Raw genomic sequence first — 23,489 nt, 5'->3', positions numbered from 1 at the left:
CCTTAGAGTTCAAAAGCTGCCCCTTCAATATGATAGACCCTCGGTTCTTCCGAAAAATATTCCTGTAAGCCCATCATGAACATCCGATGGTCTTCACTCGCTTCGAAGCCCGGCGTGTGATCCTCGAGTGATTGCCATCGCACGATTAGATGGAATAGCTGGGGTGTTTCGATCCCTTGCGCGAGGAAGTGACCGCCGTAACCCTTTGCTCGGCTGAGCAAAGGAGCGACCTCGGCAAATGCACGTCTGAACGTTTCAATGAGTTCATTGTGAACGGGGAGTAGAGCGATCTCATAAATCATGGCGTTCCTTTAAAATGAGCCGACGGCCCGACTTCAATCGCGATTTTTCCTTGAACACCGTTGTTGGGACTCTCCAGCCGGGCATGGGCGAGCGGAATGTCGGCAAGCGAATAGACGGCGCCAACGTGTGGCCGCAGCTGACCGCGCTCTATCAATGCGCTCAACTCATCAAGCTTGCCGCGGTTTTGTCTTGTGAAAACGAAGTGATAACTCGCGTTCTTGCCCCAGGCCTCAATGACGTTTTGTGGCTGTGCAATGTCCACGATCGTGACAACGCGGCCAAGTTGTGCGAGCGTGTCGGGGCTGCGCGACAATGTGTTGCCGCCGATGGTGTCGAACACGACATCGACTCCGCGGCCACCCGTTTCCCGCATGATGGCGTCGACATAATCCTCCTTTTTGTAGTCGATGACCACATCGGCACCCAAACTTCGTGCGAACTCAAAGTTTGCTTCGCGCACGGTCGTGAACACCCTTGCTCCCATGGCTTTTGCGAGCTGGATCGCCACATGACCGACTCCTCCCGCGCCGCCGTGTACTAGAATGCTTTCCCCCACTCTTAGCGCCGCACGCTCAATTAGTGCTTCCCACACCGTCCCGCCAACCAAGCTCAGGCTTGCCGCCTCAAGATGGCTCAGCGAGGTAGGCTTCTTCCCGATAATGCTTTCGGCAGCAACGTGGTACTCGGCATAACTTCCTGGTCCGTCAAATATTTGCGGGGTGTACCAGACTTCGTCTCCTGGAGAGAAGGTCGTCACACCCGGCCCGACTTCTTCGACAACGCCAGATACGTCATGTCCGGTAATGGCCGGCAGTTGCACCAAATCGGGATAATCGCCACGTCGGACCTGGTAATCCAACGGATTGATGGAGGTTGCATGTACCCGGACCAGGACTTGTCCCGTGTGCGGCACAGGCTTGGGCACGTCGCAAAGTTCGAACGATTCCGGGCCGCCAAATGATTTAAGTATTATCGCTTTCATTGCAAATCCTCGTTTCTGAGTGAATTTTCGATATAGCGTGGTGGAAAATTACAATTTTTTCCCTATGATCTCGTCAAGAGCACGGATGGTTGCTTCGTTCCGCTTGTAGTAGGTCCACTGACCGATGCGCCAGACTTCGACCAAGCCCGCTCGTTGCAGAGTTGCAAGATAATCAGACACCGTTGACTGCGACAGCCCAACGCCTTTTTTAGGTAGTATCCAGATTAAATTACTTGGTTTTTCTGCTTACTTATATGAAAGGGAGTTTTTAAAAGGGTTTTAATTGGAATAGGAACATTTTAAATGGTTTTGATTATGAAATTACTTCAAGAATCTCAGACATGCTTTGTCTTGTCTTAGGAGGTTGAACCTCATCTCGGTATCCAAAAGAAACCATAAAGGAAATACCATATTCAGACGTGTCGAGAACACCAATTTCTGAGAAATATTGTTCTGCTTTTTCGTGGTTAAAGCCTTCAATTGGACAGCTATCAATGCCAAGAAAAGCAGCAGTTGTCATCATATTAGCAAGAGCTAAATAACTTTGTTTTGATGACCAATCAAATAAAGCACGCGGATTATTTAACAACTTAAAATCATTTTCTTGGAATTCTTGGAAAAAGTGAAGGTGTCTTTTCTTTTCCTCTAAAGTGCTACCCCATACATCTTCTATAATATGTTTCACAAGTGGACTATCGACAGTAATATTTTTCTTAATCAATCCAATTACGAAGTGACTTGCACCATTTAAAGAGTTAACTGCACCCCAGCTAAATGGTTTTAATTCTTCACGGATTTTCTCACTATTTATAAGTAAAAACTTCCAAGGTTCAAATCCAAAAGAGCTTGGGGACAATCTTGCTGCTTCCATAATTGTGTTAAAATCTTCATCACTAACTTTTTTCGTGCTATCGAATTTTTTTGTAGCATAACGATAGCGGTGTGCTTCTAGAATTTGTTCGTTTTTTTTTTCATTTTAATTCCTCCTCAAGTTGATATGCATCATACTAACACATGATTTATAGTGGTTGAAGTACGCAAAATTTTTATATATAATATATAAAAACTACCGTTAGTATAAAAAGTATACTTTATTAGAGGTGTAATTATGAAGGTTGATGAATGTGAAGGTCTTACCTGTTCAGTAACAGTTACGGTTAAATTAATTAGTGGGAAATGGAAACCTGTCATTCTATATTATTTATTAGATGGGAAACTTCGGTTTAATGAATTGCAATCACGCTTATCAGGAGTCACACATCGAGCATTAACCCTTCAGCTTCGTGAGTTAGAAAAGGACGGTTTAGTCTCTAGAACGATATATCCTGTAGTTCCACCTAAAGTAGAGTATCAGCTAACTGATATGGGGCATTCAATGAAGGATATTATTCTTGCGATGTATGATTGGGGGCGTGATTATCAAAAGATGCAAGCAAAGAAGATTCCATCTAGCAAAGAGGTATAGTGATGTGAAAACATAGGTAAGTGTCCCATTAATAGTAAATAGGTTGAATCAATTTCCGGCCATCTCTGTCCCATGATCTCGATGATGCCAATGTCGCAATTTTATAGTTGAATCTTACCATCCCTTATATTACAATGCCGTTGCTGTTATGAATATAGGAGTTGATGTTATGAACGAAAAAGAAAAATCGCATGCTGGTATGTTATACCAACCTGGTGATCCTGAGCTTGTCGCAGACCGTGCTGATACCGTGAAAAAGTTATACGAATATAACAATATACACCCGCTGGACCGCGAAGCACGACAGATCGCCATTCGCGGGCTGCTGGGAAAGGCCGGAGATAATTGCGTTGTAGAGCAGCCGCTTTTCTGTACTTATGGGTATAATACCACGGTAGGAGATAATTTTTTTCTCAATGTTAACTGCAAGCTCATGGACAGCGGGAAAATTACAATTGGTAACAACGTATTTATTGCACCCAACGTCTGCCTTATAACGGAAGAACATGCTATGGATGTAGAGCAACGGTTAGCGGGATTGGAATACACACATCCAGTCAATATCGGTGATAATGTATGGATTTGTGCAGGCGCTATAGTCCTGCCAGGCGTGACGATCGGAGCAAATAGTGTGATTGGGGCTGGCAGTGTCGTTACGAAGGATATTCCGCCAGATAGTTTGGCTGTCGGCAATCCGTGCAAGGTCATCCGCTCTTTGAAAAAAGCCCTTTAGTTAGGCGCCAATCAGTGATTCTATCGCTTTCAGAAATATAACAACAACCTTCATGTGGTCTCAACCTGATCCCTAGCGATAGTTATTTGCTCGACTTTGTGCTTCGTATTCATGGTGTAGAAGAGAAAGAACCACTCAGCGGAGCCTTGTCCGACAAAATTGGCGTGAAATATTTATCCGCGGATGAGGGTCGACTTTGATGTTCAGGTGATCATTCAGAACGAAAGGTTTCTAAAAGCGAAATGAGGTAGTTAAAGATTTTTTAGGGGCACGACACTGATAAATTGAAGATGCTGCCATCCTTTCTCAAGCCTTTGAAACGTCGAGAACATACATCTTAATAGCTTAATAGCCGGAAAGCTGCCCCTAGATCACGATGGAGAAGGGTGGATGTACTTGTGCCTGGACAAAGTAAAGGCCCGTCCACCTATCAGTGGAGGGGCTCTTCTTTGTCCAGGCACTGTCGTAGTGTCTCGTCAAATTCCAGTTCAATGACTGTCAAAGATGGAGTGTGTCCCGTTGCATGTCCTACTTTTGATATATCTCTTCAATTAATTTATTTATATGAAAATACCAAAGATACTTTATTCCTCTATTCATTACTTCTTTTTGTATATGCTGAATTAGTTCACCGATGATTTGCGATCACTGGTTTTAGAAGTTGAATTTAAACACCTATCAGCACCATTACCATCCCCACGATTTGAGTCAAAGTAATTGAACTACCATATGCAAAAACTGCAAGTAATGTAGCTACAATAGGGATGACATAGCCGATAGTGAATATAGGCATAGCAGCTATGATTAATGCACCGTTTGTTACCGAAGTATATTTTAATGCCGTAAAAAAGAGAGCGTTGTAACCAAAAACTCCAATGAAGCCAATAAATAATAAACCTTTCCAGTGTTTCTTAAAATAAAGGAACGAGTAACACTAAAAAATAAATTCTCTTCGATTTTTTATCCTTATCTTCAGTCGGTTACTGAAACCAAGCGAATCTCTCTGATATTTGAATACATTGAAAGCTCCTCAATTACATCTGCATAGGATAAAAGTCTTGGCAAATCGATGGTAAAAGTATTCTTATAGTATTTTTCCCCGCCACGGATTTGTACTTCAAAGGTCACATCTTCGATTTCAATATTGTGTTTTTCAAAATAATTATTGATATATTCCTTTGTTTCCTTTCTATGAACGTACTGAATTTCAAGATTATTGATTTTCGGTACTTTGATTATCTTCTTAACAATAGAAAGTGAAAACATTATTGCGGCAAAACCTAGGACTGCAACCTTATAATATCCCATACCAACACCTATACCTACTGCAGCACTTGCCCACAAAGATGCAGCAGTTGTCAGGCCTAAAACTCTTTGACGAGTAATAATAATGGTTCCAGCGCCTAGAAAACCAATCCCGCTAACGACTTGAGCAATTAATCTCGCTTGATCATACTTAACGATATTACTAAAGTCCGGATATGCCTTAACAATGGCAAAAGCTTCTTCCGCAATTGATTGTTGGATCAATGCGATTATGGCAGCACCGATACAAACTAGCATATGTGTCCGCATTCCTGCAGGACGATTTTTTTTGCTCACGTTCATATCCAATGACCCCTCCGATAACAATCGATAGTAATAATCTGAAAAATATTTCAACGAATGACAGAGTTATCATAATATCTCCTCTCTCAAATTAAATAGCCTCTTGACATTCGCCGAGTTTGATGGAACAAGGGTTTCCTTGTTCCATTAAACTCGTCTTCCTTCTATCTTCGTAGAGGGATTTTTATTTCAGCCAAAATCTGGATTAAAAAAATTTTTTTGAATTATAGCGGATTTCCCAAATAACACTTTATATTTACTAAAGTTCTCAAAAATCAGTGGAGGGGGTTAAGGCCCTTACTACCGATGATGGTTCACCGGTCGTCACCGCAGAACTATCCCCGGAGCAAATCCACTTGCGATTGTCGTGCCCGCGGTACAGCTGAATGCAGCGGAACATCAAGGCATGATTAATTAAAAAAGTGACACTATAAGCCATCACTTTTTATCACGAGTATCTCTGTATCTCAACAATAAATCGACCCAATCAGTCTGTATTGTATTGATACCCATCTTAAGCATTTCTCCCCATGCTTCATCAGGATCTCTTGTTATTGCTACCTCATCAGTCAACAGTCCAAACAACAATGTATCATCGTCAAGATTGATGGCATTAGCTAAAAACATATAGTCAGATTGCTTGTATTTATCAAATCTTTGCGAAATAATGAATTCGAAAGATTCATCCTTCTCAATGACTTCAAATCCTACGAGATTAATGTTTTCATAGGTTTCTAACAAATCCAATTCGTCTGTATTATAAATTATTGGGAAGTACATATACTTAATAGGATGTTTGTCGAGAATATCTAATAATTCTTTCTTCACTGGAGATTTCAACATAAAATACGGATGACGGTCTACAAACTGATCCAGATAGGGAATAAATGTTTCCCAATGGCCCCAGGATCTATCAATATTTAGAAATACATCCTGTGGGATATTTTCAAGAAGTTTAGAAAATCGTTCAACTTTTTTGTGCAGAACGTGACCGAGCTCGTTATAGTAATATTTCTCCTCGATTTCCGTTGTACTCAGAGTATTGATATTACGACTGTCGTCCAATAATCGTCTCTCACCACCATCATGGAACACAAAGAAATCCCCGTCGGTGGACATTGAAATATCAATCTCTACGATATCTGCACCTTCTCGCAATGCAATATTCACTGCGTTTGCTGTATTTTCTACAATATTTCCTCCGTGCGCACCACGGTGCAGCAAAATCAAGAAATCTTTACTCTTGAGTAGTTCCAAAAATTTCGACTTTAATTGATTCATTGTTTAATTTCCTTCTTTCTTTTAAATAAACTTGCGATTCTCTCTTTCCCATCCGCATACACGAAGAAGAATACTAACGCGTTGATGATCATAAGTAATACGGAATATACAAAGTTAACTGCAATTCCCTCGATGCCTGCTTCAGGATTGGAATTACTCCGAATGACAACTCCGACCGGTTTTGCCGCAGGATTATACAAGAAGACTGATAGATCATAATCGCCTAGTTTCCCATTAAAATTGATAGCGAGCATTGCAAGAACCGTCGGTAAAATAATTGGCAAAACAATCTTCACAAACGAGTAAATAGGTTTTGCCCCCAAATTCTTCGCAGCATCTTCTAAGTTCTGGTCAACAGAAAAATAGGATGCTTTCAAAAATCTAAATGTATTAGGCAACATCACTACGATATACGCAACCAGCATGATAACTAATGTACCTGTGAGTGGTTGATTAAATATAATCCATTTTGGTTTGGAGTATGATAAAACTAACCCCAGGGCAAACATTAACCCTGGCAATACCCAAGGGATGTGAAGTAGAAGCTCAAGTAGTTCTGTAGATCTATTCCGATACTTAAAGACAATACGAGCAGCGATCGTCATTAGTACTACTGCGACGATTGCAGCGATTGCAGAGTAAACTACACTCGTTACGAAAGGACGATACGCAGAACTATCAGTCAATATTTGGACGTAGTTTTGCAGACTAAAACTACTTAAAGTCAAGTTTCTCGTCGAGATCGTCTGGAAATTGGTGAAAGAGAACAGAGCAACTACTACCAACGGAAGCAGGTTGATCAAAGCAAATACATATGCCAAGACATGAGCAAAGGCATTCCAAATTTTGCTATTAATCTTCATCGGTTGGATCCGTGTTTTCACCTTAGAAACGGAAAGATAGTTCCCTTTCTTTTCGTTTCGTTGAATCACGAAAAGCAACACCAACTGGAACAGTCCCAAGAATAAGGAAAGAACAGCCGCCAATGCTCGGGAGGTTGGTCTTTCGGTAAATGTCAGAATGAGAGGACTAATCGTCTCAAACTCTTGGCCACCAACCATTAGTGGTGCAGACATCGCCATTAATCCCGTTTGAAACAACAAAATGATACATGTTAATAAGATAGGTTTTAGTGCTGGTAAAACCACTTTTATTAACACTGTGAAGTTGGATGCTCCTAATCCTTTGGCCGCTTCAATCGTCTGATAATCGATACTCTTGAACGAATTACGGAAAAATATCATGTAATTCGTTGTGCAAGCAAAGGTCATCAAGAAAAGTACTGCCCCATATCCACTAAACCAATCGACAGGCAGATTGGGAAATAGTTCTACCAGAAATTTAGTGACAAAGCCACGAGATCCATAGGTGAAAAGGTACCCGTTGGCCAACATGATTCCACCAAAGATCAATGGAATCATATAGCATAATGTCAAAAACCATTTACCCTTGATTTTAAAGTAGTCCAAAAATAGCACTTCTAAAATACCGACAACTGAAGTTGTAATTGTCAAGGTAAACGCCAGCAAGAAAGAATTCTTGATCCCTCTCATTGCGCGGTCTGAGTTAAAAATCTTACCTATTGTTTCGCTTGAAAATCCGCTATCGGAGAAGAAAACTGTTTTTAATATTTCCAAGTTTGGAATAATCATAAAAGCAATAATAAACCACCCTAGAATAACTAGGAAACCAATTAATCCAATGTTGAATTTTTTTGGAAGCCTCATGGGACTCTTCGTTAGTTTAGATTCCATCTTATAAGCCTCCTAATCATTTCCTGCCAAATAACTCAATACATTTTCTTTATTTATGTCTACATAAACTGTTTCTCCAATCTGATGTTGCTCAGCCTTTGACTCCCTTTGGAAAGAAATTAGTTTGAGTCCATCAACATCAAGTTGATAATACCCATACATACCATAAAATTCTTTGCTTACAATTTCTGCGACTAAATGCGTACTTTCACCCTTAGTCCGAGAAAAAGCAACTTTTTCAGGGCGAAGATAAAAGCGATTGTCCGCCTGGAAATTCGTTGGGTCGATATCCAGCTTACGCAAATCTTCACTGGTCAATGGATTTGCTTCACCGATAAAATTACATACAAATTCAGTTGCTGATTCATTATAGATTTGTTCTGGATTCCCAATATGTTCAATTTGGCCATTGTTAAAAACTGCAATCCGATCAGATAGCATCAGTGCTTCCTCTTGATCGTGAGTTACATAAACAGTTGTAATGCCAAAGGATTTTTGAAATTCTCTAATATCTTTCCTGAGAGACTTTCTTAGCTTAGCATCGAGATTGGATAAAGGTTCATCCATTACTAGAATTTTTGGTTTTTTGGCTAGAGCACGTGCGATTGCGACACGCTGTTGTTGCCCCCCGGACATGTTTGATACATTTTTTTGTAATTGTTCAGGGCTTAAATCAACCATCTTAGCTAATTCTAGGACACGCTTTTCAATATAATCTTTAGACTTCTTTTCGATTTTCAAGCCAAAAGCAATATTGTCGTATGCCGTCATGGTTGGAAACAATGCGTAACTCTGAAAAACCATACCTACTTGACGCTCATCTATTGGGGTATTGGTAATATCAACGCCATCAACTTCAATACTACCTTTGCTTGGTTCTAGAAACCCTGCTAAGGCCCGAAGTGTTGTAGTCTTCCCACACCCTGATGGCCCCAGAAAAGTAAAGAACTCTCCTTCATTTACTTCAAAATTCAATTCAGGTACAGCGACAAAGTCGCCGTACCTAATCTCAACATTTTTAAATGTAATCATTGAAATCCCTCTATTCGTTGTTAGTTTCCTAGAACATTCAATTCAATGTACTCAACCCATTCATCAATATGTTTGTTGATGAAGTCGTAATCATTGTCTTGAGGAGTCGTTTCATTCAGAATTTCAGCAATCCTAGAGTTCACTGATCCTTGAGCATCTTTATTTACTGGGGCTGAACCAAACTTTTCCGCCCATTCTGATTGCACTTCTGTACTCCCAAGGAAATCAACAAATTCTTTGACTTTTGCGTTCATCTTGTCTTTCTTGATGATTCCAACTTGTTCAACGGTTTGTGGCACACCATATGAAGGATTTACCACACCAAGTTTAATACCTAAACTTTCTTCAACAATGGGTATATTACTCAACCAAGTAAAAGAGTAATCTACTTTTCCATTTGCTAATTCTGCAACTTCAGATTGTCCTTCTGATGGGGCGACACCATTTTTGAAAAATTTCTTAACTTCATCCCATCCTTCCTTAGAGATCCCATTGTCGCTTTTTTCGTCCTGATAATTCATTAAAATGTTATAAACAACAGCATTAGCAGTGGCGCCACCTAAACCTTTAGGAACAATGTATTTACCCTTTAGATCAGATTTGCTAGCTAGATCTTGCCAATCCTTTACAGCATTTTCAGGTTTAATTTTGTTAGCATCGTAGATCATGAATACTCGTTGTTCTTGTAATGGGGAATACTTATTATCTTTATTAACTAGTGAAGAATCAACCTTATCCAACCATTTAGGCTTATAGGATTCAAAGATCCCTTCTTGTTCAACCTTACTGAACATCATTTGGTTCATTCCAAACACGACATCGGCAATTGGAGAATCTTTTTCAGCAATAACCCGGTTCAGGAGATCGTTACCCCCTAAATCGACAATTTCAAGTTTGAAACCTTTTTCCTCAGCTTTCTCTTTTAAGAAATCACCACGTCCGTTACTGACGGAGTTTGAGTAGACTATAATTTTCTCATCTTTTTTTCCACCACTATCATTTGCGCTTTTCCCATCTTCAGAGCTTCCACATCCAGATAAAACCATTAATGATATCAAACCAAGTGCTGCAATCTTCATACCTAACTTCATTAAAGCTTCCTCCTTGTATAACGTTTCATTTATTTTACAATTTGATATTGAAACGTTTTAATTTAAATGCTAAAATTAATATACCATATAAATGTTAAGCGTCAATAAAAAAAATGTAAGCGTCAATAAAAAAATGGAGTGAGTAGGATAATGAAAAAAGTTACTATATCTGATATAGCTAAAGCAGCTGGTGTTAGCATCGGCACGGTTTCCAATGTCTTAAACAATAAAGGTAATGCCAAAATTGATACGATTAGAAAGGTAGAGGAAATAGCAAAAAAAATGGGCTACTTCCCAGATGAGAGTGCCCTCTCTATTAGAAAAAAAGACTCTTCTACTATTCTTTTGTTAGTGTCAGACTTAGAAGAGACAACTAGTCCACTAATTACTGATCTATTACATATGTTGAAGCTTCACGACATGGAATTAAAGGTTATTGAAGTTGATAACAGTTCAGATACTACTTCAATAGTTAATCTCGTCAGAAGTAATAAATATAAGGCAATCATTTATTTATCCTCCATTACAAATAAAACATTGCTTGATGCCATCCCACCAGAAAGATTGATTACACTTGGCCATTCAACCTATGAGAAGCAGACTAATCACATTAGTTTAAACATGGAGGCTTATCTCGAAAACAATAAAGAAAACTCGGTTACCATCATTGGTGAAGAATCCATCTTTGGGTTAACAAGCATGATAAAATATAGAGCCCCACAATTTGTTATACAAACCGTTAAAACAAATAGTGAGGATCTATATAGACTAATTCTGGAAGATGCGCCGACGCACCTAATGGTTTTTTCATCAGAAGTGTTAGAACGAATCCTGACGATTTATCAATTATTGAAGTTGGAGCTACCGATTATTACCTACATCTCAAATCAAAAACGGATTAATTTTGGAGAAAAAAACATTCATACTTACTATTACTCAAGCAACGAGTTAGCTTTGAAAATTATAAACATGGTCACATCGAAAGACTTTTCAATTAACAAACTAAATTCTAGTATAAAAATTTATTCAACCACTTACCAAAGCCTAGAAATTATGAAATCACCTTGTGATCTGAATATTCTTATGCTAGAAAACCCATTTTCAAATGCGTTGCAAAAACTGATTACAAACTTTTCAACGCTAACCGGGGTGAATTGTAAAATAGATTCTCTTCCTTTTGAAGAGCTGAATAAAGTCCTACACTCTGAAAAAGTCCACAACTACGATTTAATTCGATTAGACGTGAGTTATTTCCCATGGTACGGTCCGCGTCTATTCAAAAACATCACAGACATTCAGGCGATATTCGATATATCCCAAGTAATGAATGACTGGAGACATTATATGTATGTTGATGATTGCATTTATGGTCTTCCTGTAGACCCATCTATTCAAATGATGCTATATCGGAAAGATATTTTTGAAAATCCAATTATTCAAAAATATTATTCATCAAAATACAATCGTAATTTGACACCACCGAAAACGTATAAAGAATTACTGGAATTTTGTGAATTTTACACTGAACTAGATATTCCCGAAAAAACTACCGAGTATCCTCTGGAGATGATTGGCAATTCTGGGGTATTAATAGCCTCTGAATTCCTTCCCTATTTCTTTTCTGAAGGCGGCTCATTCAAATATGAGGAAAATCAAATCTCATTAGATTCGGACAAATTTGTATCCACACTAGATACTTACCGTAAGCTGCGCAATTATGTAAAACTAACTAATGAAGAATGGTGGAATACAGAAATATCATCATTTAACCACAATGAAACTTCTATCATTATTGGGTACACAAATCATCTAAATCAAATACGCCATGTTCCTTATGGATATAGCTCGATTCCTGGCAGCAAACCAGCATTGGGTGGAGGAGTTTTTGGTATATGCAAAGATTCGCAAAACACTGAATCTGCTGTTTTGTTCTTCCAATGGTTATATCAATATATTATCCAAGAAGAACTAGCAAGTCTTGGGGTTTGTGTACCAAGAACACACCTTTATAAGGAAAGAGACATTTTTAGAAAATATCCTTTTCTATCCTATTCAAGTGATAATTTTTCCTTAGGCAAAAGGCTCCAGTTATTAGATGAAAAGAAATTGATCAATACTATACAACTGGAGAATTTGCTTGGATCAACCATTAAAGAGGGGTTGAATAATGGTATCTCCTCAACACAAATACTGCTTAATGTCGTGAATGCATTAAATGCTCACGAGAACATGCTGATCCGTGATGTTTCCACAGTTTCAGACTAATGACACGACTTAGATAATAATTCATTACTTCTAATTTCTATAGGCTAAATATCCTCATAATGTAGGCATAAAAAAATAAAAGGTCGGTGGCTGCAACGCATGCTGAACTGGTCCCTTTGTCAAGGACACTTTAAAAAGAGTGTTAAGCTACCGAAAGAAGATGATTTCTGTACTGGACAAGGCCACTGAAAAAGTCCATTCATGTTAAAGGTACAGCCCCTCAAGAAAATTGAGGAAGCTGTACCTCTTTTCGCTTAAAATGAAAGCATCATGAACAGTGGGTCAGCGAGATGATTCGTCAACAACAAGCCTTGGTTCTGTGTCCTTATGCGGCATTGTATGACATCGTCGTGCCGATGTCCATGGGTTGGTGCGCTACATGAGAGATTTGGCATGATAAAGAAGTATGAACTGAATATATCAGTTGAGTATCTAAACATTGAATTTTTCGAAACCATGGACACTAGTATGATCTCTGTTATACCAAACGAAGCGTTCGAGCAACAAGCGGTGAAATTTCAGTAATAACATGCTTTAGTAACATTGAAAATAAATGCTCTTCGATTGATTCCTATGCTTACTCTCCATTAGACCCTCAGAGATTTAATAGAACAGCGTTTAATCCACAATGACCCAAATAAGAGAGGAAGACGTTAAGGAATAATCCATGAGACTCTTGGATGCAACCACATGGACAAACTTGCTCGACTGGTCGAACGCCACAACGGGATTTGGGGTGGATGCTTGTGCAGACCAGCAGGAACCGGCGCAGGGGCTGTTCCTATGCCAAGATCATCGAGGTCATAAAAAAGTTATTCATGGTATTACATAATGCCGAGGAGGGAATCGAACCCGTCCGACTCTACTTGATTGCCATGTGGAATTCCAATTTTGGCGGTAGCTCTCGGCAAAGATCTTATTCGTTTTTTTGAGAACAAATTTACGTTTTATCAAGGTGATAGAACTCAAATTCTCAGTTATTTGATTCCTGGAGTAAATAATGTTCAGCAACGGCGATACTGGGTCTGGTATGTTAATGTAAAGCAGGAAAAATTGAAATACCTGTTAACGGATGATGCCGTAAGGCCACAAATGGTTTTTGTGAATATATAAAATCATTAGGAGCACTAGATATTAAATGTATTTCGGATTATGTAATAGATAATTCAGGCAGTGAGGATTTGTTGTATAGGCGATTAATAAATCCGTTGAAGGATATTTAATGCGGAGTGAAATACTCAACTATTGGTCGCCAAAAATGTAGCCTTTCGGGTCCTGCACGAGTGGTGAACTCATAGATATCTGGATTTTTTTTATTATTAGGACGATTTTGTATATACAGAGAACCCTTTGGGTAATAAGTTGATGGGCTATAATGGATGCATATATAATGAATGCAGAATGGAAATGGGATGTAGAGGTGTTAGATAAACATGAATAAAATACTAGTTATTGAAGATGATTTTGATATTCAGGAACTGATCAAAGAGTTTTTGAACGCTCAAAATTACAACGTAGACGTTGCGGACGATGGACTGAGTGGAATTCGCCAATTTCAAGATCATGAATATGACCTTATCTTATTGGATGTGATGCTGCCCAAGATGGATGGGTATCAAGTATGCAAAATGATCCGGAACGAGTCGTCATCCGTGCCGATTATCATGTTGACGGCTCTTGCTGATGAGTACGATGAAATAAAAGGCTTTGATCTGGGAATAGACGACTATATTACAAAGCCATTCTCATTTAATATACTTATCAAACGAGTGGAAGCCGCTTTAAGAAGGGCAAATGTGAACGAATCTGACGTTATTCGATTTAAAGAAGTAGCGTTAGATAGAAATGGATATACTGTGGTAGTAGGCAGCGAAAAGATTGAATTGACTACCAAAGAATTTGAAATTCTTCGTTCTCTGCTGGATAACAATGGACGCGTTGTTACACGGGAAGCTTTACTGGATCAGGCTTGGGGACTCGAATACTTAGGGGACGATCGGATCGTCGATACGCATATCAAAAACTTGCGCAAAAAAATAGGGGTTCCATACATTAAAACAGTAAAAGGAATAGGATATAAATTTGATGAGTAGAGTAAGACGCAAAGGAATTACCTATAAGATATTTATTATTACAAATGCGTTGTTGATTGCAAGCACGTTTCTCATTTTCGTCATCTTCTACTATTTTCTTCCTACTTTCTACCATCAGTATAAAGTGAACACGCTCAATAAGTCCCTGGATCAATTGGTTTCGGAAACGGAGCAGATGAGCTTCCTTGAGGCAAAGAAGGATCTGGACAATTTTACGCTGCAGCAGAATGTTTCATTAGTCGTGGTGAATGAAAGCGAACGTATCGTTTATCTCCCTTCAATCATTAATGTAGTCCCTTATTCTTCTATTGTAAATGGGGATGAGGCTCTAAAATCCACAATAAATATCGATAAAATAAAACAGACCAAGGAAGTTTATAGCTCAGAAAGACAAATTTCCCTACAAGAGGGGACATATACGCTGCTCATGATTGCTACGCTTCAGCCCATAAATGAGGCTTCCCAAGTGATGCTTCAGTTCGCGCCCTATGTATTGGTGCTCATACTGTTGATCTCGATAATGGGAGCTGCGATATATTCCCGATTGATTTCCCGACCATTGCTTAAAGTGAATCGAGTGGCCGAACGGATGGCCAATCTGGACTTTACCCGCACCAGTACGATTGATTCCAATGATGAGATCGGCGAACTGTCCCGCAGCTTGAATCGGCTGTCGTGCAATTTGCAGGAATCGATGACAGATCTTCGGCAAGCGAATCAACAATTGTCCATCGAAATTGACAAGGTGCGAGAATTAGAAGGCAAACGCAGCGCATTCATCGCCACTGTGTCCCACGAGTTGAAAACACCGATTACTGCTGTTTCGGGACAAATTGAGGGGATGATTCATAACATAGGTGCTTACAAGGATCGAGACAAGTATTTGCAGCGTTCGTATGTCATTATGAAAGATATGGAGAAGCTCGTTCATGAGCTGCTGAACATTTTCAAGCTGGAATCCGCTGGATTCGAACCTCAATTGGAATTAGTAAATGTATCGAACCTCGTACAGAATAGTATGCGTCGTCTTGAATATGCGAGCAATGCCAAGTCTATGGTGGTTGAAACGAATATCGTGGATTCCTTATGGGTTCGAGCAGACCGCAATCTTATTGAAAAAGCAATAACGAACGTCATTCAGAATGCTATTCAATATTCAACATCCGGGGAGCGAGTGGTCATACGTTTGGAGAGTGTTAGGGATCATGTTGTTTTTCAAGTACTGAATACAGGCGCTTCGATTCCTAGTAATCAGCTAAGCGAAATCTTTGAACCATTCCACCGAATTGAGAAATCCAGAAACCGCAATACCGGCGGAAGTGGACTTGGTTTATATATCGTGAAGCAGATCTTGGACTTACACCATATTGAATATTCCATTACAAATACGAAAAAAGGCGTTTTGTTTCAAATGAAGTTTCAAAGAGAAGATTCCTGACTTTAGGGCTTCTCTTTTTTTATGTTGAAATGGACTCCACATAAACTCCAGATATACTCCATATGAATTCCATGTTGATCCCTTATGCTAATAACACTACCCAGAGAAAGAAACATCATCTGTGAAAAAAAGAAGGGGGGGTTCGCATGAGATTTCGACAGTGGCTTAGCAAGGATACGGCGACCGCCTTATATTTCTTGGCACCGAGCTTGATTGGTTTTTCGATCTTTTACTTGATTCCTTTTGGAATGGGCGTCATGTACTCGTTCCAGGACACTAATACAGACGGTTCCTTTGCTGGTTTTGCGAACTATCAACAATTGTTCGCTAGTGCATCATTTAACAAAGCGGTCAACAATACGCTTTTGTTCACCGGTATAAGCGTACCGCTAGTCCTTATCATTTCTCTCGCTATCGCGATACTGTTGAATCATAACGTGTACATTCGCAATTGGCTGCGTACGGCATATGTCATGCCTCTTGTCGTTCCAGTAGCCTCCATTATTCTCGTGTGGCAAGTGCTGTTTGATTGGAATGGAACTATCAACGCCATCTTGAATAGCTTCGGGATTGATCGCATTGACTGGATGAAGTCGGAGTGGGCCCGTGGTGTGATCATTGTAGTCTATATTTGGAAGAACATTGGGTATAATATCATCTTATTTTTAGCCGGTTTGCAAAATATACCAAATGATTATTACGAAACGGCTGACGTAGAAGGCGCGGGGCCCATCCGCAAGTTCACGAATATTACGTTAGTTTACCTGCTACCAACGACTATCTTTGTTTTTCTGATGTCCATTGTGAATTCCTTTAAGGTGTTCCGGGAGACTTACCTGATTGCCGGGAATTATCCGCATGACAGTCTCTATATGCTGCAGCACTACATGAACAATATGTTCTTATCATTGGACATACAGAAGCTGACCGCCGCTGCCGTTGTAACGGCTGGCAGTATATTGTTGCTCGTAAGTGTACTTTTTGCCATGGAACGCAGATTTCGGAATTTCATGGATGGGTAGCGAAAGGGGAATTTATGAAAATTGCACCAATGCTTATTAAGCAACTGAAGACGCTTTTTCTAGTCACCTTTGCGCTTATACTGCTTACACCAATCGTGTTGACTGTAACCAATTCATTAATGACGGAACAGGAAATCAGGTTGAACTATGACGCGCTTGGAAAGAATGCCAATGCTGCCGATCAGTTCGCCAACGTTAAGCTGATTCCAGATTGGGTATCACTAGAGCAATATGGAAAAGTATTAATCCAAACACCTACATTTCTACGCATGTTCTGGAATTCCGTCCTTCTTGTTGTACCGATAATAATAGGTCAAGCGATTGTTGCCTCATTAGCGGCTTATGCGTTCGCCAAGCTGCAGTTTAGAGGTCGGGACAAGCTGTTTCTTGTTTATTTGCTTACGATGCTGATGCCGTTCCAAGTGACATTGGTACCCAACTATATCGTGATTGATAAACTCGGACTCATGAACAGCAATGCGGCTATCATTTTGCCGGGGATTTTTGCAGCGTTTGGCGTATTTTTGCTCCGCCAATTCATGCTCAATATTCCTTATTCGTATATCGAAGCGGCTAAAATTGATGGAGCCAGTCAGGCTCGGATTTTTTTGTCTATTATCATGCCGATGGTAAAGCCAGCGTTTGCAGCACTCGTTATTCTTTTGTTTGTTGATCATTGGAATATGGTCGAACAACCGCTAATTTTTTTGCAAGATGGGCTCAAGCAGCCGTTATCGGTATACTTGTCGAAGATTAGTGCAGGTGCACGTGGTGTAGCCTTCGCTGCTTCAGTTGTGTACATGATGCCGATGCTGCTGCTGTTTTTATACGCAGAGCGTTATTTCATTGAAGGCATTCAGTTGTCGGGAATTAAAGGGTAAGGGGGAAAGAGATGCAGATGCAGTTTCATAACGAAAAAAAAGCTGCCAAGCGAAATCGGGTAATTGCAGTCATTTTTGGGGTTTTTATGAGTGTACTGTTGCTGCTGACGCTGCTCAGCAACACGCTCCAAACGATGGGACTGCCGAAAGTAACGACAGATAGAGCAGTTATGAAAGCATTATCCAATAGCATTGAAGGCAATGGGGAAATTGTTCCACGGAGGATGAAGGAATTGAGCAGCGACAGCGGTGGGAGGGTCGCCGCCCTGCATGTCCACGACAATGACACCGTAAAAAAAGGACAGGTGCTTATTACATTCGACAGTACGGAGGCAGAGCAACTGCTGCTCGATGCGGAAGATCAATTGAAGAAACAGAACTTGAACCGTGATTTGTTGAAAGAGCAATTTGTTTTGGCACAGCGGAGTGGGGACGAGGAGGAGATACGTAAAGCTAAACGAGACTTGGAAATCGATCAAGTGGATCGGGACATGGCACAGCGTAAAAATGAAAGCATGAAAAGGGATATCGCTCGCAAACGGACAATCACTGCTCCATTTGACGGAAAAGTGGAAGATATTAAGATTGAGGAGGGCGAGAACGCTTCACCAGGACAGCTGCTTCTGAGCCTTGTCAATAGTAAGGAAGGATTTCAATTCACGTTCGAGACGAATGCAGCTGCAGCCGCTCTATTGCTAATAGGGGATAAAGTTGACATTGAAATTAAGGGAAACAAAACTCAGCGCTTGAAAGGCTCGATTGCCGACATCCAATCAGGTCCGCCGGGAAACAGTGGTGATCAAGAAAGTAGCCCGGGAGGTGAAACAGTTGGTAACGGAACCTTGACGCAAGCGTCCATCAAGGTAGATGTATCAGGAGGGAATCTGCAGGGAGGCGAGCAGGCAAGCGTGAAAATTGTGAAGCAAGTGAAAGAGCAAGGACTTGTCATTCGCAAAGATTTGCTTAAAAAGGACGGACAGGGGAGCTATCTCTTTATCGTTCACGCAAACCGAAGTCCGCTCGGCAATACGTATACGGCGCAAAAGGTATATGTGCAGACAGGAGAGGAGAATGAGGATGAAACAATTATTCTTGACGGACTATCAGCTAATGAAGACATCATTGTAGAATCGAGCGATCCATTACAGGATGGTAATCGAATACGATTGAATTGAAAGGGATGATCGATATGAAGAGATTAGTAATTATTTTGTTAGGTACATGTTTATTGTTGTCAGCATGCGCAAGCGGCAGTTCTGAGTCAAGTAAGGATGTCTCGGGTGAGAAGAAAACCGTTACGATTTCCGTAACGATGAAGGATCGATTCCTGGAAACGGCTGCACTTAAGTTCGAGGAGACACATCCGAATATCAACATTGAGTTCAAAGAAAACCTTAGCTTGCCGTCAGGTGCAGGGGATGGGGCCATTGATCTGAACAAATACGTTCAAACGGTTACCACTGAGGCTCTTGCAGGGAATGCTTCAGACATCATCGCGATGGGATACCTACCTGTCGATAAGTTCGTTCAGAAAAACATGTTGGTCGATTTATATGGGCTAATGTCAAAAGATTCGGCGTTCGATAAAAATCAGTACTATAAAAAAATAATGGAAGCTTCACAAACCGGTGATGGACTTTATGCGATGCCGGTCTCTTTCTCAACCTCCGCCATGCAAGGAAAATCCGATCTGCTAGAGAAAGCGAACGTATCCATTAATGATACGTCCTGGACATGGGATGATTTCAAGAATATTACATTGAAGGTGAATGAGAAAGCCGATTCAGATTATTCCGGGATGATCAGTGCATTTCCGGAGCAAATGTTGTACGATTTTATTGAAGAAAACTACTCAGAGCTGGTTCAACCGGAAGAGCACAAGGCGAAGTTCGATTCTAAGATGTTCATAGATAAAATGAAACAAGTCAAATCCATGTACGATGAGGGAATTCTTAGTAACGGAGAGCTTACAGATCTTGATAAAGGGCTATTCACCGACCTTAATCTTTCTAGTCCGAAAGAATCTTTAACCCAACTTCTTAATCCTAATACGCTGCTGTTGCGGAAACCGACCGAAAGCGGCACATTTCGAGGAGGTTCGTTCAATTCATATTCCACATTCGGGATTAACAGCAAGTCGAAGGTTCAGCAAGAAGCTTGGGAGTTCATTAAATTTTTATTGTCGGAGGATATGCAGTCATCCCCTGAAATGAGTGGACTCCCTCTTAATAAAGCAGTGACTGAAAAGGAGCTCAATTCAGTGAAACAACAAATCCAGGATGGTCAAATCGAGCTCCCCGATGGATCAGACGAGAAATTGTTGGATGAGCGTATCGATCTACTGAAAACGTTCTTGGAGGAGACGGGGGTAAATATAGAAGGAGATATGAAGATTAAATCGTTTGCCTTGGAAGAATTACGAACCTACATGAGCGGACAGAAGTCGGCGGAGGAAGTAAGCAATTTGCTCCAGAACAGGGTAATGACGTATTTGAATGAATAGTCATAATAACAAAAATATTATGACGCAACACAATAAGGCGCAATTCCATTAGGAATGCGCCTTTCTAATTTGGTTAAATTAACATTAAGTCGACAAATTTGCGAAACCTTATAAGCATCGGAAACGTACAAAGAAACATAACATGAGGGAGTGATCGATGTATGAGTGAAAAGGGATGCATCAAATGCGGAAGCCAAGACGCAAGGACAAAAGAAGTAGCAATGACCGGCACAGGACTTTCCAAAATGTTCGATATTCAGCACAATCAATTTGTAGTCGTGTACTGCGCAAATTGCGGGTATTCTGAATTTTACAATAAAAAATCTTCGGCTGGTTCGAATGTTCTTGATTTCTTTTTCGGTTAATAAGGTAAGACAACAATAGCGATTTACATGATAATAACGGAAGTTCTGCCCAACACGGGAAACGATAGTTAAAATGTTGAGCATTAGAAAACCAGGCCCAGAAAATAGGCCTGGTTTCTTTTTGTTAATATGGGAAATGTATACATTTGTACAGAACCGTAGCCAAAAGAATCACTAAGAGTTGTCTGAATATTTGCAGAAGAAGCGAATATGATTTTATGGAAACGCTTTCTATTGGAGGAGGGGTACAGATGAAGAAAGCAAATCGTAAATGGGGACTCCTATCACTAGCGCTTCTTTTAGCCATGGCGGTTGGCTGCTCTAGTTCAGGTTCGAGTCCAGGTTCAGGTACAACGTCAAATGAGAAGGGCAATGCACAGGCTCCGGCCAAGGAAGGTAGCGACAAAGGGGCAACGGCTACAGCCAAGAAGACGATTACGATTACTTATCGCGACGACGGTATTGGCGAAAAAGGAGTCTTGTACAAATGGATTAAAGATGTGGCTTCAAGGTACCCGAATCAGGAGGTAGAGATCAAACCAACACCGATTCAGGCATCGGAAGGGGACTATTTTGCCAAAATCGCCTTGGCCCTCAAATCGAAAGATACTGCCCCGGATATCGTCACAGAAGATACGTTCATGCTGAACTCGGATGCTAGCGCTGGTTTCCTCGAACCACTCGATGACCGATTGAAAGGCTGGGAGGATTGGAGCAACGGTTCGTTTATCGAAGCTATGAAGAAGGGCGTTACCGCTAGCGATGGAAAAATATATGGTGTCCCCTACAATACGGATTCAAGGGGACTTTGGTACAATAAGGAGATATTCAAGACAGTGGGACTTCCTGAAGATTGGAACCCAAAATCCTGGGATGAGGTTCTGTCGGCTGCCAGAGTCATTAAAGAAAAAGCAGGCAGCGATGTCGTGCCTATCTGGATGAACATGGGTAAAGCAACGGGGGAAGCAACCTCGATGCAGACTTACGAAATGCTGCTGTATGGAACAGGTGAACGACTATATGATGAAGCAAGCAGTAAATGGATCGTTAAAAGTGCGGGAATCACCGAGGCGTTATCTTTTATTGAGACGATTATAAAGGAAAAGCTGGGGCCGCCGCTCTCCAAAGTATTGAACGGGCAGGCCGGCAATACAGCAACCAGGGAATACCTGCCAAAAGGCAAGCTTGGAATATTGCTGGATGGGTCCTGGATCACAGGCAACTATCTGGATAGTGGAGCTGCTCCGTGGCCGGAATACAAAGATGTACTCGGATTTGCGCCGATGCCTACGAACAATGGGCAGGCTCCAGGTACGATTACCCTCGCAGGAGGTTGGGCTCTGTCCATTCCAGCCAACGCACAGCACAAGGATGAAGCTTGGGACTTTATACAATTTGCACTAAATAAGGAGAACACACAAAAGTTAGTTATAGCGTCCGGTAATATAACGGTGCGGGCCGACGTTGGCAAAGATCCTGAATATACGAAAATGCCATTTAACGAAATTGCAACGGATTATTTAAAAAACGCAGAATTCAGACCAGCTCAGGATAAATATCCGGAAGTGTCGACGCAAATTCAATCGATGGTAGAATCGGTTGCTTCGGGTACTTCCGCAGCAGATGCCGCTCAAAAGTATGCGCAAGACGTCACCCGAATTGTTGGTCAGGATCATACGATAGAAAAATAAATAGATCTGCATGCCTGCGCCTCACCGTGATCTGCGAAGTGCGGGCATGTGGCGTCTTATTCATCCGAGAAAGGAGAAACATTCATGAGCGTAGTCTCTATCTCATCCCGGACGTTACGAAGAAAAAATTGGACATGGCTTTATTTTCTACTGCCATCCATTGCTATAATGCTACTGTTTTTTATCTACCCGATCCTACTGACATTCTTTTATTCTTTTACGAACCTGGCCTTAACTGGAGAGGCGGCCAAAGAGCTGAAATTTGTTGGACTTGCTAATTACACCCGAATGTTTCATGACCCGACAGTCAGGATTAGTATTTGGAATACGTTGATTTTCTTGATCGGCTCTGCAGTGATTGGTCAGCAGGTGCTTGGTTTTCTAATCGCGTTGCTCATGAAACACAAGAATAAGACGTTTCGGCGTATCATGGGTACGATCGTGTTGGCCGGGTGGGTTACGCCTGAAATTGTGTGCGCCCTTTGTTTGTATAGTTTTTTTGGGGATGAAGGGACACTGAATATGATTCTCTCCTTTTTTGCTATTCCTCAGGTCACCTGGCTTTTTACCGTTCCGATGTTAGCTATTATTCTAGGGAATATCTGGCATGGAACTGCGTTTTCTATGATTGTCTTTCAGGCGGCGCTCGATAATGTGCCAAGCGAGATTGAAGAGGCTGCGGTCGTGGACGGTGCATCGAAACTGCAAATATTATTTCGGATTACAATTCCTTATATCAAGCAGACGATCACCACTAATATGATGCTCGTTACGCTGCAGACGCTGGGCGTGTTTGGACTCATTTATGCTATGACAGGGGGCGGCCCGGGAACCAAGACGACGACATTGCCGATTTTCATGTACAACCAGGCTTTTGTGAATTATCAGCTTGGTTATGGCACGGCGATTTCACTTCTTCTACTGCTCCTGGGGATCGTGCTCAGTCTGTTTTATATCCGTTCGTTAAAAGAGTAAAGGGGAC

Annotated in this window: 23 protein-coding genes; 13 read left to right on the top strand and 10 right to left on the bottom strand. The window is 40.9% G+C overall.

What is annotated here, in order from left to right; genetic code table 11:
• Positions 1-2 precede the first annotated feature (2 nt).
• From EI981_RS18510 to EI981_RS18495, 4 genes are all read right to left on the bottom strand, one after another.
• A complete protein-coding gene (locus EI981_RS18510; protein ID WP_127000652.1) occupies positions 3-302 on the bottom strand; it encodes an antibiotic biosynthesis monooxygenase family protein in 300 nt (99 codons plus the stop codon).
• Positions 299-1,285 (bottom strand): zinc-dependent alcohol dehydrogenase family protein, encoded by a 987-nt coding sequence (locus EI981_RS18505; protein ID WP_127000650.1) that lies wholly within the window; start codon positions 1,283-1,285, stop codon positions 299-301. Before EI981_RS18505 ends, EI981_RS18510 begins: the two co-directional genes overlap by 4 nt.
• A gap of 48 nt (positions 1,286-1,333) precedes the next feature.
• Positions 1,334-1,465, bottom strand: a complete 132-nt coding sequence (locus EI981_RS18500) for a hypothetical protein (protein ID WP_335926197.1) — start codon at positions 1,463-1,465, stop codon at positions 1,334-1,336.
• Positions 1,466-1,598: 133 nt separating this feature from the next.
• The gene (locus EI981_RS18495; RefSeq protein WP_127000648.1) at positions 1,599-2,240 is read right to left on the bottom strand and encodes an NAD(P)H-dependent oxidoreductase; all 642 of its coding nucleotides are present in this window, start codon (positions 2,238-2,240) and stop codon (positions 1,599-1,601) included.
• 153 nt (positions 2,241-2,393) lie between these two features.
• Between EI981_RS18495 and EI981_RS18490 the strand changes: the two genes are divergently transcribed.
• Complete coding sequence (locus EI981_RS18490; protein ID WP_127000646.1) at positions 2,394-2,750, top strand: winged helix-turn-helix transcriptional regulator; 357 nt, start codon at positions 2,394-2,396, stop codon at positions 2,748-2,750.
• 169 nt (positions 2,751-2,919) lie between these two features.
• Positions 2,920-3,483: a sugar O-acetyltransferase gene (locus EI981_RS18485; protein WP_127000644.1), complete on the top strand. Its 564-nt coding sequence runs from the start codon at positions 2,920-2,922 to the stop codon at positions 3,481-3,483.
• A 667-nt stretch (positions 3,484-4,150) separates the two neighbouring features.
• Here EI981_RS18485 and EI981_RS30280 read toward each other — a convergent pair.
• From EI981_RS30280 to EI981_RS18455, 6 genes are all read right to left on the bottom strand, one after another.
• A complete protein-coding gene (locus EI981_RS30280) occupies positions 4,151-4,360 on the bottom strand; it encodes a hypothetical protein (RefSeq protein ID WP_418789075.1) in 210 nt (69 codons plus the stop codon).
• A 95-nt stretch (positions 4,361-4,455) separates the two neighbouring features.
• On the bottom strand, positions 4,456-5,091 hold the full coding sequence (locus EI981_RS18475) for an MgtC/SapB family protein (protein WP_227011491.1): 636 nt from the start codon (positions 5,089-5,091) through the stop codon (positions 4,456-4,458).
• Positions 5,092-5,529: 438 nt separating this feature from the next.
• Positions 5,530-6,372 carry a glycerophosphodiester phosphodiesterase family protein gene (locus tag EI981_RS18470; protein ID WP_127000642.1) on the bottom strand — a complete coding sequence of 281 codons (843 nt, stop codon included), beginning with the start codon at positions 6,370-6,372 and terminating at the stop codon, positions 5,530-5,532.
• On the bottom strand, positions 6,369-8,126 hold the full coding sequence (locus EI981_RS18465; RefSeq protein WP_127000640.1) for an ABC transporter permease: 1,758 nt from the start codon (positions 8,124-8,126) through the stop codon (positions 6,369-6,371). Before EI981_RS18465 ends, EI981_RS18470 begins: the two co-directional genes overlap by 4 nt.
• A 12-nt stretch (positions 8,127-8,138) precedes the next feature.
• On the bottom strand, positions 8,139-9,158 hold the full coding sequence (locus EI981_RS18460; protein ID WP_127000638.1) for an ABC transporter ATP-binding protein: 1,020 nt from the start codon (positions 9,156-9,158) through the stop codon (positions 8,139-8,141).
• Positions 9,159-9,178: 20 nt separating this feature from the next.
• Positions 9,179-10,249, bottom strand: a complete 1,071-nt coding sequence (locus EI981_RS18455) for an extracellular solute-binding protein (RefSeq protein WP_127000636.1) — start codon at positions 10,247-10,249, stop codon at positions 9,179-9,181.
• 150 nt (positions 10,250-10,399) lie between these two features.
• Here EI981_RS18455 and EI981_RS30060 point away from each other — a divergent pair, with 150 nt between their 5' ends.
• From EI981_RS30060 to EI981_RS18405, 11 genes are all read left to right on the top strand, one after another.
• Positions 10,400-12,514, top strand: a complete 2,115-nt coding sequence (locus tag EI981_RS30060) for an extracellular solute-binding protein (RefSeq protein ID WP_127000634.1) — start codon at positions 10,400-10,402, stop codon at positions 12,512-12,514.
• A gap of 870 nt (positions 12,515-13,384) precedes the next feature.
• Positions 13,385-13,627, top strand: a complete 243-nt coding sequence (locus EI981_RS30275) for an FAD binding domain-containing protein (RefSeq protein WP_418789022.1) — start codon at positions 13,385-13,387, stop codon at positions 13,625-13,627.
• Positions 13,628-13,947: 320 nt separating this feature from the next.
• A complete protein-coding gene (locus tag EI981_RS18445; protein WP_127000632.1) occupies positions 13,948-14,607 on the top strand; it encodes a response regulator transcription factor in 660 nt (219 codons plus the stop codon).
• Positions 14,600-16,045: a sensor histidine kinase gene (locus EI981_RS18440; protein ID WP_127000630.1), complete on the top strand. Its 1,446-nt coding sequence runs from the start codon at positions 14,600-14,602 to the stop codon at positions 16,043-16,045. The genes EI981_RS18445 and EI981_RS18440 overlap by 8 nt, the downstream gene beginning before the upstream one ends.
• A gap of 146 nt (positions 16,046-16,191) precedes the next feature.
• Complete coding sequence (locus tag EI981_RS18435) at positions 16,192-17,067, top strand: carbohydrate ABC transporter permease (RefSeq protein WP_127000628.1); 876 nt, start codon at positions 16,192-16,194, stop codon at positions 17,065-17,067.
• Positions 17,068-17,096: 29 nt separating this feature from the next.
• Positions 17,097-17,948: a carbohydrate ABC transporter permease gene (locus tag EI981_RS18430; RefSeq protein WP_418789021.1), complete on the top strand. Its 852-nt coding sequence runs from the start codon at positions 17,097-17,099 to the stop codon at positions 17,946-17,948.
• 11 nt (positions 17,949-17,959) lie between these two features.
• Positions 17,960-19,123, top strand: coding sequence for an efflux RND transporter periplasmic adaptor subunit (locus EI981_RS18425; protein ID WP_127000624.1), 1,164 nt, complete (start codon positions 17,960-17,962; stop codon positions 19,121-19,123).
• 14 nt (positions 19,124-19,137) lie between these two features.
• Positions 19,138-20,451 (top strand): ABC transporter substrate-binding protein, encoded by a 1,314-nt coding sequence (locus tag EI981_RS18420; protein ID WP_162616209.1) that lies wholly within the window; start codon positions 19,138-19,140, stop codon positions 20,449-20,451.
• Between the two features lie 161 nt (positions 20,452-20,612).
• Positions 20,613-20,816 (top strand): zinc ribbon domain-containing protein, encoded by a 204-nt coding sequence (locus EI981_RS18415; RefSeq protein WP_127000620.1) that lies wholly within the window; start codon positions 20,613-20,615, stop codon positions 20,814-20,816.
• 251 nt (positions 20,817-21,067) lie between these two features.
• Complete coding sequence (locus tag EI981_RS18410; protein ID WP_127000618.1) at positions 21,068-22,507, top strand: ABC transporter substrate-binding protein; 1,440 nt, start codon at positions 21,068-21,070, stop codon at positions 22,505-22,507.
• An 84-nt stretch (positions 22,508-22,591) separates the two neighbouring features.
• Positions 22,592-23,482 carry a carbohydrate ABC transporter permease gene (locus EI981_RS18405; RefSeq protein WP_127000616.1) on the top strand — a complete coding sequence of 297 codons (891 nt, stop codon included), beginning with the start codon at positions 22,592-22,594 and terminating at the stop codon, positions 23,480-23,482.
• Positions 23,483-23,489 lie beyond the last annotated feature (7 nt).

The organism is Paenibacillus lutimineralis (genome assembly GCF_003991425.1).
Taxonomy (GTDB): Bacteria; Bacillota; Bacilli; order Paenibacillales; family Paenibacillaceae; genus Fontibacillus; species Fontibacillus lutimineralis.
Note: the sequence above shows the minus strand (reverse complement) of the source record. Positions and strands in the feature narration are given on the sequence as shown.

Excerpts from the sequence above, each read along its gene's own strand:
- EI981_RS18405 (WP_127000616.1), top strand. The coding sequence starts at position 22,592 with ATGAGCGTAGTCTCTATCTCATCCCGGACGTTACGAAGAAAAAATTGG.
- EI981_RS18410 (WP_127000618.1), top strand. The coding sequence starts at position 21,068 with ATGAAGAAAGCAAATCGTAAATGGGGACTCCTATCACTAGCGCTTCTT.
- EI981_RS30060 (WP_127000634.1), top strand. The coding sequence starts at position 10,400 with ATGAAAAAAGTTACTATATCTGATATAGCTAAAGCAGCTGGTGTTAGC.
- EI981_RS18505 (WP_127000650.1), bottom strand. The coding sequence starts at position 1,285 with ATGAAAGCGATAATACTTAAATCATTTGGCGGCCCGGAATCGTTCGAA.
- EI981_RS18445 (WP_127000632.1), top strand. The coding sequence starts at position 13,948 with ATGAATAAAATACTAGTTATTGAAGATGATTTTGATATTCAGGAACTG.
- EI981_RS18415 (WP_127000620.1), top strand. The coding sequence starts at position 20,613 with ATGAGTGAAAAGGGATGCATCAAATGCGGAAGCCAAGACGCAAGGACA.
- EI981_RS18440 (WP_127000630.1), top strand. The coding sequence starts at position 14,600 with ATGAGTAGAGTAAGACGCAAAGGAATTACCTATAAGATATTTATTATT.
- EI981_RS18510 (WP_127000652.1), bottom strand. The coding sequence starts at position 302 with ATGATTTATGAGATCGCTCTACTCCCCGTTCACAATGAACTCATTGAA.
- EI981_RS18420 (WP_162616209.1), top strand. The coding sequence starts at position 19,138 with ATGAAGAGATTAGTAATTATTTTGTTAGGTACATGTTTATTGTTGTCA.
- EI981_RS18490 (WP_127000646.1), top strand. The coding sequence starts at position 2,394 with ATGAAGGTTGATGAATGTGAAGGTCTTACCTGTTCAGTAACAGTTACG.
- EI981_RS18460 (WP_127000638.1), bottom strand. The coding sequence starts at position 9,158 with ATGATTACATTTAAAAATGTTGAGATTAGGTACGGCGACTTTGTCGCT.
- EI981_RS18435 (WP_127000628.1), top strand. The coding sequence starts at position 16,192 with ATGAGATTTCGACAGTGGCTTAGCAAGGATACGGCGACCGCCTTATAT.
- EI981_RS18470 (WP_127000642.1), bottom strand. The coding sequence starts at position 6,372 with ATGAATCAATTAAAGTCGAAATTTTTGGAACTACTCAAGAGTAAAGAT.
- EI981_RS18485 (WP_127000644.1), top strand. The coding sequence starts at position 2,920 with ATGAACGAAAAAGAAAAATCGCATGCTGGTATGTTATACCAACCTGGT.
- EI981_RS18465 (WP_127000640.1), bottom strand. The coding sequence starts at position 8,126 with ATGGAATCTAAACTAACGAAGAGTCCCATGAGGCTTCCAAAAAAATTC.
- EI981_RS18430 (WP_418789021.1), top strand. The coding sequence starts at position 17,097 with ATGCTTATTAAGCAACTGAAGACGCTTTTTCTAGTCACCTTTGCGCTT.
- EI981_RS18455 (WP_127000636.1), bottom strand. The coding sequence starts at position 10,249 with ATGAAGTTAGGTATGAAGATTGCAGCACTTGGTTTGATATCATTAATG.
- EI981_RS18425 (WP_127000624.1), top strand. The coding sequence starts at position 17,960 with ATGCAGATGCAGTTTCATAACGAAAAAAAAGCTGCCAAGCGAAATCGG.
- EI981_RS18475 (WP_227011491.1), bottom strand. The coding sequence starts at position 5,091 with ATGAACGTGAGCAAAAAAAATCGTCCTGCAGGAATGCGGACACATATG.